Origin of the sequence: Pseudomonas sp. ABFPK, assembly GCF_001586765.1 — a bacterium.
Classification (GTDB): Bacteria; Pseudomonadota; Gammaproteobacteria; order Pseudomonadales; family Pseudomonadaceae; genus Aquipseudomonas; species Aquipseudomonas asiatica.
Genome location: NZ_LQXW01000019.1, coordinates 46,587 through 59,260 on the forward strand (window position 1 = coordinate 46,587; position 12,674 = coordinate 59,260).

The 12,674-nt window shown below is 62.0% G+C and carries 14 protein-coding genes; 5 read left to right on the plus strand and 9 right to left on the minus strand.

The annotated features are described in order from the left end of the window. Window positions 1–206: 206 nt before the first annotated feature. The 6 genes from WM94_RS14160 to WM94_RS14185 all read right to left on the minus strand — a co-directional run bounded on the left by WM94_RS14160 (window position 207) and on the right by WM94_RS14185 (window position 5,233). Complete coding sequence (locus WM94_RS14160; protein ID WP_061551470.1) at window positions 207–758, minus strand: YbhB/YbcL family Raf kinase inhibitor-like protein; 552 nt, start codon at window positions 756–758, stop codon at window positions 207–209. A 48-nt stretch (window positions 759–806) separates the two neighbouring features. Continuing rightward, complete coding sequence (locus WM94_RS14165; RefSeq protein ID WP_039613437.1) at window positions 807–1,115, minus strand: hypothetical protein; 309 nt, start codon at window positions 1,113–1,115, stop codon at window positions 807–809. A gap of 146 nt (window positions 1,116–1,261) precedes the next feature. Then, window positions 1,262–2,227: an endonuclease gene (locus WM94_RS14170; protein ID WP_061551471.1), complete on the minus strand. Its 966-nt coding sequence runs from the start codon at window positions 2,225–2,227 to the stop codon at window positions 1,262–1,264. A gap of 14 nt (window positions 2,228–2,241) precedes the next feature. Next, window positions 2,242–2,541 (minus strand): hypothetical protein, encoded by a 300-nt coding sequence (locus tag WM94_RS14175; RefSeq protein WP_061551472.1) that lies wholly within the window; start codon window positions 2,539–2,541, stop codon window positions 2,242–2,244. A 387-nt stretch (window positions 2,542–2,928) separates the two neighbouring features. Next, entirely contained in the window at window positions 2,929–4,113 is a 1,185-nt protein-coding gene (locus tag WM94_RS14180; protein ID WP_039613429.1) for an MFS transporter, read from the minus strand. A gap of 238 nt (window positions 4,114–4,351) precedes the next feature. After that, the gene (locus WM94_RS14185) at window positions 4,352–5,233 is read right to left on the minus strand and encodes a LysR family transcriptional regulator (protein ID WP_013972566.1); all 882 of its coding nucleotides are present in this window, start codon (window positions 5,231–5,233) and stop codon (window positions 4,352–4,354) included. Between the two features lie 170 nt (window positions 5,234–5,403). On the opposite strand from WM94_RS14185, the gene WM94_RS14190 reads away from it, so the two are divergent. Next, window positions 5,404–7,047, plus strand: a complete 1,644-nt coding sequence (locus tag WM94_RS14190; protein WP_013972567.1) for an acetolactate synthase large subunit — start codon at window positions 5,404–5,406, stop codon at window positions 7,045–7,047. 134 nt (window positions 7,048–7,181) lie between these two features. Here WM94_RS14190 and WM94_RS14195 read toward each other — a convergent pair whose 3' ends face one another. Both WM94_RS14195 and WM94_RS14200 read right to left on the minus strand, forming a co-directional pair. Beyond that, window positions 7,182–8,504, minus strand: a complete 1,323-nt coding sequence (locus tag WM94_RS14195) for an APC family permease (RefSeq protein WP_061551473.1) — start codon at window positions 8,502–8,504, stop codon at window positions 7,182–7,184. 99 nt (window positions 8,505–8,603) lie between these two features. Further along, the gene (locus tag WM94_RS14200) at window positions 8,604–9,425 is read right to left on the minus strand and encodes a carbon-nitrogen hydrolase family protein (protein ID WP_061551474.1); all 822 of its coding nucleotides are present in this window, start codon (window positions 9,423–9,425) and stop codon (window positions 8,604–8,606) included. A 162-nt stretch (window positions 9,426–9,587) separates the two neighbouring features. On the opposite strand from WM94_RS14200, the gene WM94_RS14205 reads away from it, so the two are divergent. Continuing rightward, a complete protein-coding gene (locus WM94_RS14205) occupies window positions 9,588–10,376 on the plus strand; it encodes a LuxR C-terminal-related transcriptional regulator (protein ID WP_015270268.1) in 789 nt (262 codons plus the stop codon). Between the two features lie 91 nt (window positions 10,377–10,467). Then, window positions 10,468–11,109: a dTMP kinase gene (locus tag WM94_RS14210; RefSeq protein WP_013972571.1), complete on the plus strand. Its 642-nt coding sequence runs from the start codon at window positions 10,468–10,470 to the stop codon at window positions 11,107–11,109. 18 nt (window positions 11,110–11,127) lie between these two features. Here the strand turns inward: WM94_RS14210 and WM94_RS14215 are convergent, their stop codons facing one another. After that, window positions 11,128–11,550, minus strand: coding sequence for a hypothetical protein (locus WM94_RS14215; protein ID WP_061551475.1), 423 nt, complete (start codon window positions 11,548–11,550; stop codon window positions 11,128–11,130). Between the two features lie 238 nt (window positions 11,551–11,788). Between WM94_RS14215 and WM94_RS14220 the strand changes: the two genes are divergently transcribed. Both WM94_RS14220 and WM94_RS14225 read left to right on the plus strand, forming a co-directional pair. Continuing rightward, entirely contained in the window at window positions 11,789–12,226 is a 438-nt protein-coding gene (locus tag WM94_RS14220) for a YeeE/YedE family protein (RefSeq protein WP_003258763.1), read from the plus strand. A gap of 1 nt (window position 12,227) precedes the next feature. Then, on the plus strand, window positions 12,228–12,647 hold the full coding sequence (locus WM94_RS14225) for a DUF6691 family protein (RefSeq protein ID WP_024087109.1): 420 nt from the start codon (window positions 12,228–12,230) through the stop codon (window positions 12,645–12,647). Window positions 12,648–12,674: the final 27 nt, after the last annotated feature.

Sequence of the window (12,674 nt, forward strand, 5' to 3'; positions counted from 1 at the left end):
AATACCCAAAGTAATAGCTGGCAGGTGCCACGCAGCCGGCAACGGCCAGCACAGGGCGCAGGGTGCGACCGGTGTGGTTGGCGTGGTTGCGGGTGTGTTTCGGCATGTTGCTCTCCAGTGAATGAGCCCGAGCTTACTTCAGTTCGACTGGGCCATTCAATGGATAAATGCTATGGGGGTGTTTAATTGTTCCGGTACGGCCAGGCTCAGTGGCCATAGCGCCCGACCAGGCTCTGCGCCCCCAGCGCGTGGCCTTGCAGCAGTTGCAGCAGGCCGCTGCGGTCCAGGCCTTCGGGCAGGGTGCCCAATGGCAGGTCGGTGGCGATCAGCGTCAGCGCGTAGTGGTGCGGGTTGTCGCCGGCGGGTGGGCAGGGGCCGCGGTAGCTGAGCGTGCCCCGCGAGTTGCGCCCCACGGTCACGCCTTGCCCGGTCAGCCCGGCGACGCCTTCCTTCAGCCCATCCTGGGCCGGGTCGATGTTGTAGGCGATCCAGTGGACCACGCCAATACCCTTGCCGCCGTCCGGATCGAACATGATCAGTGCCAGCGACTGAGTGCCTTCGGGGAGGTTGTCCCAGCTCAGTTGCGGGGTGCGCTCTTCGCCAGCACCACAGGCCGGGTCCGGGCCAACCTGCTGCAAGGCGATCACGCCGCCATCGGTGAACGACGATGAGCTGATCGACATCGCGCCCTGGCTGCCAGCGACGGCCAAGGCGCTGCACGGCAGCAGGGCGGCGAGCAGCCAGGGTTTGAGGTTCATGGTGAATCCTTGGCAGGGCGTTCCGGCGCAGTGTAGCCCAGGCCGGCCTCAATGGCTGTCCTGGTCCTCGGCGGTGCCACCGGTGTGCCCGGCGCCGGAGCCGGTTGCTTCGCCGGTGCTGTTGGAGCCACCAGCGGCGCCGTCGGCGGCATCGCTGTTGCTGCCGGTGTCGCTGCTGTCATTGGTTTTGCTGCTACCTGGGCTGTTTACGCTGCTGTCTTCACCGGCGGTCTTGCCACCGTGCTGGTCGGTTTGCGGGCGGCTGTCGGTGTCTGTGTCGGTGGCGGCGAAGCTGGTGCCAGTGACGCTGACCAGGGCGAGGGCAAGGCACAGTGAAAGTGGGCGAATGCGGATCATGGAACCTCTCCTTTACGGATGATCTGTCATTCGTTGGGCTGGGGGCGGGGAGTGGGGTGCCGTCTGGGCGACGGATGGTCATTGTTGCGGGCTGCCGTGCAGCCCGCTCGATTGCAAGGGGGCCGCGCAGGCCCCTAGGAAGGCGATCAGCGGCAGTTGCCCGCCTTGCGATAACCCGCTGCCTGCGCCTCACCCTCTGTGGCGAAGGTGGCCTGGTTCTTCGCGGTAACCTGGGTATAGCCCGGGCAGCCAACGGAAAGGTGATAGACATGGCTGTTGCGGTTGCCAAGCACCGCCCCCACCGACCCGGCACTGGCCAGGCTCGGCTTGGATTCGGGCTTGGCGGCCTTTTCCGGCACCGCCTGCACCACGCCACTGCCGACCGGCTTGTAGTTGGCGGTCCATTTGCGTTCCCCGGTCACGAAGGGGTTGGCATGCCCCATGATCGCGGCAATGCGCCGGTCACGCTCTTTCTCCCAGGCCGACACCGGGTGCTGTTTGTCCCAGGCCATCAGCAACTGCTGCTGTTGGCGCGACATGTTCAGCTTGTAACGGTCGTACATGTAGAAGGTGGTACGGGCGACCAGGCCTTTCACTTCGTCGCGTGGTTCGGCAGCACGCTGCACGAAGTCCACCTTGGTGGTGCACTGCCCGTATTGCCCTGCATTGCCAGCAACCATGCCGTAGTTGAAATTGCTGCGATCACCGTTTACCTCGCCCACTGCCGGGTACAGGTTGAACAGGTCGGCCTCCATGGCGCGGAACACCGGGTCGTCATCCACGCAATGCTCGCGGCCGCCATTTTTCCAGCACTGGCGCTGGTTGCCGAAGGTGTAGGCCGGCACGATGTGTTCCCATTCGGTGCGTTCGGCGCGGTTCTGCTGCTTGCGGGTCTGGTAGCCGCACGAGGCGGCATCGATACGCCCGCCAGACTTGCCCACCCAGGCCCATTTGCAACCGCAGTACAGGTCGCCCATGGCACTGCTGGCCTGGTCCATGTACACCTTCTGCTTGGCCACCACCTTGGCCTCGGTGAAGGTCGCCGGCGGGCTGGCCAGGGCAGGGAGGGTGAAGGAAAACAGTAAGGATACGGCGTAAAGCAGTGATTTCATGGGAAAAACATATTTCAGGTTGGGGCATGCATTGTAATCATTTCCTTGGGGCTGGCCAGCTCGCTGATCCACACCAGTGGGCGGCGCGGGTCGTCGCTGCCCATGCTGCTGAACGTGGCCGAGTCGTGCATCGCCTTGAGCTGGGTGGCCATGCGCAGCAGGCGCTCGATGAAGCCGGTACCGACGGCGCCCAGTACCACGGTGAAGCGAGGGCTAAGCTGCCCGGCCAGGCGCTCCTGGACCAGGTCGAGTAGCGCGACCGGGACTTCGTCGGGGCGCAGTGAAGTGGGGAAGCATGGTGTGAAGGGTGGCATGGGCATGTCCTGCTAGGCGGGGGTACGAGTCCTGGGCAGCTTAAGCAAGGTCACTGTCAAAGGGGTAAAAGCGGGTAATGCTCAACGCCAGCTCGGTGCGGTCTCTGTAGGAGCAGCCTTGTGCTGCGAAGAGGCCAATCATGCCTCTACATTTCCGTCGGCCGTGCTGGCCTCTTCGCAGCACAAGGCTGCTCCTACACGGAGTCAGGCATCAGAAGGTCTGTCCCAGCGAGAACTGGAAGATCTGGGTTTCTGCCCCATCCGGCTTCTTAAGCGGTGCCGCCGGGACCGCACAAATTTCAGGCATTGTGCGGTCTCTGTGGGAGCTGGCTTGCCGGCGATGGGCTGCATGGCAGCCCCGTTCACGCTATCTGTCAGGCCTCAACCTTAGTGCCCACCCTTCATCCGCCGTGCCACCAGGTAGATCCCCAGCCCGACCAGCGCCGTAGCCGCGCCAATGTACCCGGTGCTGGTCCAGCCCATACCTGCGGTAATCGCCATGCCACCCAGCCACGGCCCCAGCGCATTGGCCAGGTTGAACGCCGCATGGTTGGACGCCGCCGCCAGGCTTGGCGCTTCATGGGCAATGTCCATCAGGCGGATCTGCAACGGCGCCGCCAGGGCAATCATGGTGCCGACCAGGCCAATGCCCAGCAGCAGGCTCCACAGCGCCTGTGCGGCAAAGCTGAAGAACAGCAGCACGGCAATCGACCACACCAGCACCAGCCCGACGGCGCGGAACTGCAGGCGGTCGAACAGCTTGCCACCGGCGATGTTGCCGACGATGCCGCCGACGCCGAATGCCGCCAGGCCGAATGGAATCCACTGCGGCGACACCTGGGTCACCTGCAACATGGTCGGCGCCAGGTAGCTGAACACACAGAACATGCCGGCAAAGCCGATCGAGGCGATGCCCAGCGCCATCCACACTTGCGGCAGGGTGAAGGCTTGCAGTTCCTTGCGCGGGTCGCTGCGCACTTCATCGTGGCGCTGGGGCACGAAGCGCCAGACCAGGGCGATGGTGCACAGGGCGATCACGCCGACCAGCACGAATGCCGAGCGCCAGCCGAAGTACTGGCCCAGCAAGGTGGCAACCGGGTTGCCGAGCAACATGGCCACGGTCAGCCCCATCATCACCCGGGCCACGGCCCCCGCCCGCTGGTCCTTGGCCACCATGCTCGACGCCACTACCGCCGCGATGCCGAAGTAGGCGCCATGGGGCAGGCCGCTGATGAAGCGGAAGGCGACCAGGCCTCCGAACGAGGGGGCAAAGGCGGTAGCCAGGTTGCCTATGGCATACAGCGCCATCAACAGCAGCAGCATGTGCTTGCGCAACAGCCTGGCACCGATGATCGCCAGTGTCGGGGCGCCAACCATCACCCCCAGCGCATAGGCGCTGATGGCATGGCCCACCTGGGGCTCGCTCAATTGCAGATTGCTGGCGATATCGGGCATCAGGCCCATGATGGCGAACTCGCCGGTGCCAATGGCAAAGCTGCCCAGTGCCATGGCGGCTTCCATCTTCGCGACGGTACTTTTGCTAGGGAGAGGGGGTAATTCCTGAACTGACATCTGGATCCTTGTTGAAACATGCTGAAACGTTCAAGGCGGGATCATAGTCAATCCGTGCTGGTGACGTCGAGGAAGCTGGCCAGCTTCCTGAACCTGCGGCATAAGCAGCACCTGTGGGAGCGGGCATGCCCGCGAAGAATCCAGCGCGGAGGATGGCACCGGCTGCGCCGGTGTTCGCGGGCACGCCCGCTCCCACAGCAGATCTGCGTAATGACTGTGGCAGCGGAGCAGGGTGGGGTCAGCGCTCCAGGTAATGAGTCTGCGCGGCAAAATCGATGAAGCGCTTGCTGGCCAGCGACAGGTATTCCCCCGAGCGCCAGCACAAGCGGAAGCTCATCTGCTGCGCTGGCTGGAACGGTACGCCGACGATGCCCGGTGTGCGCTGTTGCACCGAGCGCAGCAGGGTCGCCACGCCCATGTTGTCCAGCGCGGCCTGTACCACCAGCGATACGAAGTTGCTTTGCAGCGCTACCCGGTAGGTGATGCCATGTTCGGCAAAGAACGCATCCAGCAGGTGGCGCTGCACGAAGGTGCGGTCGAATACCACCATGTCGGTATTGCGCAGGTCCTCGGCCGTGAGGAAGGCCTTGCCGGCATAGGGATGGTCAGGGTGCATGCACGCCAGCATCTCGTCGCTGCCCAGCAGGATCGATTCCTTGTCGGGTGGCACGCGCCGGGACTCCAGCAACGCCAGGTCGATTTCCCGTTGTTCCAGGCGATGGCCGATGTCCTCGGCACTGCCTTCGAACACGGTCATGCCAATACCCGGGTACAGCTGGCGGAAGGCGTTCATCAGGCCGGGCACATAGTGCAGGCCGAACATCGGCGGGATACCCAGGCGCACTTCGCCGCGCTTCAGGTCGGCCATGTCGCGCAGTTCTTGCCGGGCCACATCCATTTCGCGCAGGGCCGATGCGATACGTGGCAGGAAGCGTTCGCCCTCGGCCGTCAGTATCACTTTGCGCGTGGTGCGGTTGAACAGGGTGACGCCCAGTTCTTCTTCCAGGCGGGTAACGGCCATGCTAAGTGCCGGCTGGGCGATATGCAGGTGCTGCGCGGCTTTGGTGAAGCTGCCTTGGCGCACGATCTCGACGCAGCAGCGCAATGCCTTGAGGTTCATTGAGGGGGGTTACCGTTCATAACAAACTGTGATGCCAAGCATCATAACAATATATTTATTATTATTAACCAGAGGGCCTACGATGCGCGCCACTGAGACATCCTGCAACATCTCAGTCACGCAGCTTAATAAATCTGCAATCCCACAAAGATTTTGAGGTAGTACCCCAAATGGCCAAGGCCGCCGATGTCGTTGTGCAATGCCTGGAAAACGAAGGTGTCGAGTATGTGTTCGGCATTCCTGGTGAGGAAAACCTCGACCTGCTCGAATCCCTGCGCAAGTCGAAGATCAAGCTGGTACTTACCCGTCACGAGCAGTCCGCAGGTTTCATGGCTGCCACCTATGGTCGCCTGACCGGCAAGACCGGCGTCAGCCTGTCGACCCTCGGCCCTGGCGCTACCAACCTGGTCACCGCCAGTGCCTACGCCTACCTGGGCGGCATGCCGATGATGATGATCACCGGCCAGAAGCCGATCAAGAAGTCCAAGCAGGGCCGCTTCCAGATCATCGACGTGTGCGGCATGATGGACCCCATCACCAAGTACACCCACCAGTTCGCCTCCGCCGACAACATCCCTTCGCGCATGCGCGAAGCCTTCCGCCTGGCTGAAGAAGAAAAGCCGGGTGCCGTGCACCTGGAGCTGCCGGAAGACATCGCCGCCGAGCAGACCGACGCACTGCCGATCCCGCCAAGCCTGCACCGCCGCCCGTTGGCCGAGCACGTGGCGATCGACGCAGCTGTACAAAAGCTGCTGAACGCCCGTAACCCGATCCTGGTGATCGGCGCCGGTGCCAACCGCAAGATGACCGCCAAGGTCCTCAAGCAGCTGATCGACAAGACTGGCATCCCGTTCATCACCACCCAGATGGGTAAAGGTGTGGTCGACGAGCGCCACCCGCGCTTCCTGGGCAACGCCGCACTGTCGTCGGGTGACTTCGTGCACCGCGCCGTCGAAGCCGCCGACCTGATCGTCAACATCGGCCACGACGTGATCGAGAAGCCGCCGTTCTTCATGGTCCGTGGCGGCACCGAGGTCATCCACATCAACTTCCGCTCCGCCGAAGTCGATGCCGTGTACTTCCCGCAGGTTGAAGTGATCGGCGACATCGCCAACGCCGTATGGCAGATCAGCGAAGCGCTGAACGACACTTCGCACTGGGACTTCACCCGCCTGATGGCGATCCGTGAAGCCAACGAAGCACAGATCGCCGAAGGTGCTGACGACAACCGCTTCCCGGTCTACCCGCAGCGCATGGTCGCCGACATCCGTCGCGTGCTGCCGTCCGAAGGCATCGTTGCCCTGGACAACGGCATCTACAAGATCTGGTTCGCTCGTAACTACAAGGCGCACAAGCCGAACACCGTGCTGTTGGACAACGCCCTGGCAACCATGGGAGCCGGCCTGCCATCGGCCATGGCCGCGCACCTGGTGCACCCGGACCGCCCGGTGATTTCGGTTTGCGGCGACGGCGGCTTCATGATGAACAGCCAGGAGCTGGAAACTGCGGTACGCCTGGGCATGCACATCACCGTGGTGATCCTGCGTGACGACGGCTACGGCATGATCCGCTGGAAGCAGGCCAACATGGGCTTCACCGATTTCGGCCTGGACTACGGCAACCCGGACTTCGTCAAGTACGCCGAAGCCTACGGTGCCAACGGCCACCGCGTGGAAAGCGCCGAAGGCCTGCTGCCGCTGCTCGAGCACTGCATCAAGACCCCGGGCGTGCACGTGATCGACTGCCCGGTCGATTACAGCGAGAACGACCGCATCCTCAACAGCGAGCTGCGTGAGCGCGCGCTGGCGGTGTAAGGCCTGACAGGATCGGCGCCACCTCAAGGCTGGCGCCGATCCGACCTGCCTCAGAATCCGCAACCGCAAACACCGGCGCCGCCGGTGCCATCCAGAGCATCGCTCAAAGCGCCGTATCGACCTGAGTGGACAGCTCAGGCTTCCTCGAAGTGCATCTCCGGGGGCTTGCGCTTGAAACCACGGGTAATCACCGTCAGGTAGAGCACGCCGAGGCAGAGCCAGCCTGCCCCCAGGTAGATCGCCAGGTGATCAAGACTTGCCATCAGCCACAACGTGGATGCAAAGCCCACCAAGGGGAACGCGAGGTACATCAGTAGCGCGTTCGCACCACGCTGCTGCATGGCGACCCAGTAGTGGAAGATCACAGCCAGGTTGACCAGGCTGAACGCGAGAAATGCACCGAAGTTGATGAACGAGGTGGAGGTCGTCACGTCCATGCGCAAGGCAAGCAGGGCGACCACCCCGCACAGGATGATGCTGGGCACCGGCGTGCTGAAGCGTTCGCTCAACCTTCCGAAGAATGACCTGGGCAGCACTCCGTCACGCCCCATCGCATACAGCAGCCGGGAGGCGCTGGCCTGTGCCGACAGGCCAGAAGTGAACTGGCCGACGATCAGCCCCAGCAGGAAGATGCTGACGAAGATGTCGCCACCGATGTTCTGGGCGATTTCATAAGCCGCCGCGTCGGCGTTGGCAAAGTCGGTGGACGGGTGAGCGAGCTGAACGAAGTAGCTGCAGGCGATGAACAGCCCGCCACCGATCAGGGTGATCAGCAGGATGGCTTTCGGGATGTTCTTGCGTGGTTCCTTGGTTTCTTCGGTCAGGGTGCTGACCGCGTCGAAGCCCAGGAATGAATAGCAGGCAATCGCCGCACCGCTCATGATCAGCGGCAACTGGGTGCCTTCCTTGTAGAACGGCTCGAGTGTCCACAGCGGTACCGTGGGGTCGCCCCAGACATAGTGCACCGCCAGTGCAACGAACGCAGCCAGCACCAGCAGCTGAATGAACATCAACAGGCCATTGACGGTCTTGGCCAGCCGCAGGCCGATCACATTGATCGCTGTGGTGATGCCGATGAATGCCAACACCCAAATGGCTTGTGGCACGCCCGGGAACGCCGAGTGCAGATAGGCCGCGCCAATGAGCCAGATCGCCATGGGCAGGAACAGGTAGTCGAGCAACACCGCCCAACCGGTGATGAAGCCCAGCTGCGGGCTGATCGATTTGCGCACGTAGGTATAGGCGGACCCGGCGACCGGGAAGGCGCGTGCCATGTGGCCGTAGCTCAAGGCGGTAAAGAGCATGGCGATGGCTGCAGCGAGGTAGGCTGCAGGTACCCTCCCTCCCGTGGTCTCGGCCAGGATACCGAATGTGCCCAGGACGATGATGGGGGTCATGTAGGCGATGCCGAAAAGCACCACCGAGCCCAGCGAAAGCGTTCGCTTGAGTGTGGCCATTACTGCTTGCTCCAGCTTGTGATTGTTATTCAGAGTCGAACACGCTGCCGTCCCTGGCGGCCTTGCATTCCAGTAATAGAGCCTGGAAGGGTGGAATTTTCAGGAGGGGATGATCAGTTCGCGAAGGCCGTTGGCGTGCTCGACCTGTTCACCCGGCAGCTGGATGCGGCGCTGGGCGATGTAGGTGTAATCGCGCCGTGACTGCTGCAGTTGGTCCATGGCCAGCTCGACGGTTATCCGGCACTCGCCACGGCCGGCTTCGCACAGCAACTGGCCGTACGGGTCGACGACGGCACTGCCGCCGGCGAAGACCAGGCCGGCATCACCATCACCCACGCGGTTGACCATGACCGCAAAGGCCTGGTTTTCCATGGCGCGTGCGGTGATGGCGGTTCTGTGGGTGGGCCCGTACGGGTCCATGTTGCCGTTGGTGACGATGATCAGTTCTGCGCCCAGCTGCCCCAGGGCACGGGCGGTTTCGGGGAACTCGATGTCAAAGCAGATCAGCAGGCCGACACGGATGCCTTTGAACAGGGCTGTCGCAAAACGGTCGCCTGGGGTGAAAACCCCGCAGTCCGATGCCCAAAGGTGGGTCTTGCGGTAGGTGAGCGCTACGCCTTCAGGCGTGACAAGCACGGTGGTGTTGTAGAAACGGCCGTCGTCTGCGGCTTCGGCCATCCCGACGACCACGGCAACATTCTGCGCTTGTGCGGCCTGTTGGACTGCCGTGATGCTCGGGCCATCCAGTGGCTCGGCGATGCGGCCGATGTTTTCTTCGGTTGGGAAGCCCATCAGTTGGGTTTCCGGGAAGACCAGCAGATCGGTATCGGCGCCGCAGTTGCCGATCGCCTCGATGGTACGCTGCAGGTTGTACGCGGTATCGCCATCGCGACCGGCCAGTTGGACAAGCTCTACCTTCATTTCCAATCCTCGACTAACAGCTTCGACCGCCATGCCCTGGCGGCATGGGGTGTAAAAAACGATCCCGGTACAGGTTCGCTCAGCGTAAGCTAGCCCGGATTATGGGGTGGTCATCATGGCGGGGGGTATTACGCCCACGTGGTAACCCAACAGGGGTAGAGGATGAATTTTACGCTGCACGACATCGCCTGGCACCGATCGGTAGGCCAATTGATCGAAACCCTCGACAAGGACCACTTCTGGACAGCCTTGGTGCGGTTGCTGAACGAGTACGTTGCCTGCGACAGCTGGGTTGCGCTGCTGTTTTCCGCAGGGCGCCCGCAGGTGTTCGCCGAATGCCCCAGTGCAGACGGCAACCCTGACCCGCTGTTCCAGGACTACCTGAAGGGCTTGTACCTGCTGGACCCTTTCTACGTGGCCAGCCGAGAATCCGGGGGAACTGGCCTGGTACGCCTGTCGGATGTGGCCCCTGAGTGTTTCGAGCAGACGGACTACTACCAGCGCTATTTCCGACTTAACGTGGTTGCCGATGAAATTCAGTTCAACGTGCAGCTGGATGCGCAGCGCACGCTGTGCCTGTCGTTGGGTAGCAAGCGCCGGTTCAGCATCGAACAGGTCACCCTGCTTGAACTGTTGCGGCCGTGGGTCACTGCGCTGATGCGCCAGCGGATGACGTTCGAGCGGGAGTTGCTGGAAGAGGCCACCAAGCCTGCGCCGCACTGGCAAAGCCGCATGGAGGACAGGGTCGAGCAGATGGAGTCGCCGCTGACCGGGCGTGAGCTGGAGGTGGGGCGGCTGATGCTGAGCGGGTGTTCCAGCAAAGAAATTGCGCGCAAGCTTGAAATCTCCGTGGAGACAGTGAAAGTGCACCGCAAGCATATGTACAGCAAGTTGGGTATCAAATCGCAGTCGGAGCTTTTTTCGCTGTTTCTCCAGGCCCAGCTGGGTTGAATCAGGCTAGCTGCATGGCTCCACTGGCTTGTGATGAATACTGTGGCACCCAGGCCTGCGCTGCATCTTCAGATTCGACTGGTAATTAAAAATGACCCGCCCGCTGTTTGTTTCCATCGATGGGCCCAAGGGCACCGGCAAGACCACGCTTCTGGAGGCGGTTACCAAGGCCTTGCGGGCTGACAACAAGAAAGTGATCCGGCTTTGCGAGAAAAAAAGCGACCCCTACCGGGGGGAAACCATGGCCCTTGTCAATCAACTGGTCAGAAACCCCTCCCGGGACCTGGAATTGAGGGTATGCGAGCGCTTCGCCGAAAGCCGTGCCTGGATTTCCCGACACGTGCTGCCCAGGCAGCCAGCGGGCAGCATCATACTGATCGATCGCTGGTACCCTTCTGATGCCGCATTTCGCCGCAGCGTGGCGTTCGACGAGATCCTGCGCCTGAACCTCGAGCGAAATGTACAGGTGCCCGATTTGCATGTCGGGGTCGTCACGGCCCCCGATACTTCATGGGCAAGAGCCGCGGCAAGGACGCGCGGGCTGGGCAGTACGGTGATCCATAGCCTGGTCGAGCAGGTTGCCTGTACCGAAGCGTTCGAGCGTGCGGTTGCGGAACACGGCTGGGTATTGTGCCGTAATGAAGGGGCCATCGAGGATGCAACGCGGCAGATAGTGGCCGAGATCGATGGCGTGCTTCGACCACGCCATCGACCGCAGTGCGATCAGTGCTGAAACATCAGCGAGTACTGGTTACTGCTTCATGGGCATATCCATCATCGACGACTGCTGATCCATCATCTTCATCATCATGTCCATCATTCCGTCGCCCATACCCATGCCACCCTTGGCTCCCGACATTCCCATGCCCGAACCCATGCAGCCCGCAGCATGTTGCTGGTGCAGCATGGCCATGCTCTCCTTCATTGTCTTCATGCCCTCGCGCATGGCGGCCTGGCGCTCGGCAGGGGTCTTCGCGGCTGCGGCTTTGTCATGAGCAACCTGCATCTTATGCATTTGCTCGCTCATCGCCTTGTGCATGGGCGACTCGGAAGTTGTACTGGCGGCTGGGGCGCTGGTGGAGGCGTCGGCAGCCTGATTTTTGGCTTCGGCATGCGCCATGAATGCACTACCGGCCAGAACAACAGCAAGAACCAACTTCAATTGCGTTTGCATGGCGAACTCCACTTTTATGGATATATACGACGTGCCTCGAGGCCTTGGTATGCCTGGATGATTGCAGTCTAGGCGGCCATCTGGTCGCGAATTTGACCTGCATCAAACAAGTGCAGCTTCATGTACTTTGAATAGGCTGGCTAATCTCATTGAAGTTGTCGGCATAGGGTCGTGGTATTTTTCAGCTTTCTTACTGAACCGTTAATTGTTCTCTTGTTCATGTTCCGGGAGAAATACGATGGCAATTGATTGGCTGGCCTTTACACCATGGTCCGCGCTGGCTGGTGGTGTGTTGATCGGGCTGGGGGCTGGGCTGTTCGCGGTGGTGAATGGCCGTATTGCAGGAATCAGTGGTTTGCTCGGTTCGATGCTGCAGCGAGGCGGGGAAGGGCGCAGAGAAAAGCTTGCCTTTCTTTTGGGGCTGCTGGCAGCCCCGTTGCTTTGGGGGATATTTGCCACGCTGCCGTCAGCCCGTTTCACCACGGCATCGTGGACGCTCATCGCGGCGGGCCTTCTGGTAGGGCTGGGGACGCGCTACGGCAGCGGTTGTACCAGCGGCCACGGCGTCTGTGGCCTGTCGCGCCTGTCACCCCGTTCGGCGGTGGCAACGCTGTGCTTCATGGCCACCGGTTTTGCCACGGTGTATGTGGTCCGCCATCTCGTACAAGGGGCCTGACATGCCAGTGTTCAGTGGTTTCATCGCCGGGCTGCTGTTCGGCGTGGGGTTGTTGCTTGCAGGCATGGCCGACCCTGCCAAGGTGCTCGGTTTCCTCGACATTGCCGGGCAATGGGACCCTTCATTGGCGCTGGTGATGATCGGGGCGATTGCCGCAGCATGGATACCGATGCGCTGGGCGAGCGGTCATCCAACGGCCCTGCTGGGTGGGGCGATGCAATTGCCTGGCCGACGTGATGTGGACCGCCGCCTTATCGGCGGCAGCCTGGTATTCGGCATTGGCTGGGGGCTTGCGGGCATCTGCCCGGGGCCGGCCCTGGTGCTGCTGCCTGCAGGGTACTGGCAGGCCTGGCTGTTCGTAGCTGCGATGCTGGTTGGCATGGGGTTGTTCCAGTGGCTTGAGGCGCGTCGTGGTAGCTGACATCCAGCTTTCCAGGCCAGACCGCTG

Coding starts and splice junctions, on each gene's coding strand:
- WM94_RS14190 (WP_013972567.1), top strand. CDS start 5,404: ATGGCCAAGGCCGCCGATGTCGTTGTGCAATGCCTGGAAAACGAAGGT.
- WM94_RS14195 (WP_061551473.1), bottom strand. CDS start 8,504: ATGGCCACACTCAAGCGAACGCTTTCGCTGGGCTCGGTGGTGCTTTTC.
- WM94_RS14200 (WP_061551474.1), bottom strand. CDS start 9,425: ATGAAGGTAGAGCTTGTCCAACTGGCCGGTCGCGATGGCGATACCGCG.
- WM94_RS14170 (WP_061551471.1), bottom strand. CDS start 2,227: ATGAAATCACTGCTTTACGCCGTATCCTTACTGTTTTCCTTCACCCTC.
- WM94_RS14205 (WP_015270268.1), top strand. CDS start 9,588: ATGAATTTTACGCTGCACGACATCGCCTGGCACCGATCGGTAGGCCAA.
- WM94_RS14160 (WP_061551470.1), bottom strand. CDS start 758: ATGAACCTCAAACCCTGGCTGCTCGCCGCCCTGCTGCCGTGCAGCGCC.
- WM94_RS14210 (WP_013972571.1), top strand. CDS start 10,468: ATGACCCGCCCGCTGTTTGTTTCCATCGATGGGCCCAAGGGCACCGGC.
- WM94_RS14175 (WP_061551472.1), bottom strand. CDS start 2,541: ATGCCACCCTTCACACCATGCTTCCCCACTTCACTGCGCCCCGACGAA.
- WM94_RS14165 (WP_039613437.1), bottom strand. CDS start 1,115: ATGATCCGCATTCGCCCACTTTCACTGTGCCTTGCCCTCGCCCTGGTC.
- WM94_RS14225 (WP_024087109.1), top strand. CDS start 12,228: ATGCCAGTGTTCAGTGGTTTCATCGCCGGGCTGCTGTTCGGCGTGGGG.
- WM94_RS14215 (WP_061551475.1), bottom strand. CDS start 11,550: ATGCAAACGCAATTGAAGTTGGTTCTTGCTGTTGTTCTGGCCGGTAGT.
- WM94_RS14180 (WP_039613429.1), bottom strand. CDS start 4,113: ATGTCAGTTCAGGAATTACCCCCTCTCCCTAGCAAAAGTACCGTCGCG.
- WM94_RS14185 (WP_013972566.1), bottom strand. CDS start 5,233: ATGAACCTCAAGGCATTGCGCTGCTGCGTCGAGATCGTGCGCCAAGGC.
- WM94_RS14220 (WP_003258763.1), top strand. CDS start 11,789: ATGGCAATTGATTGGCTGGCCTTTACACCATGGTCCGCGCTGGCTGGT.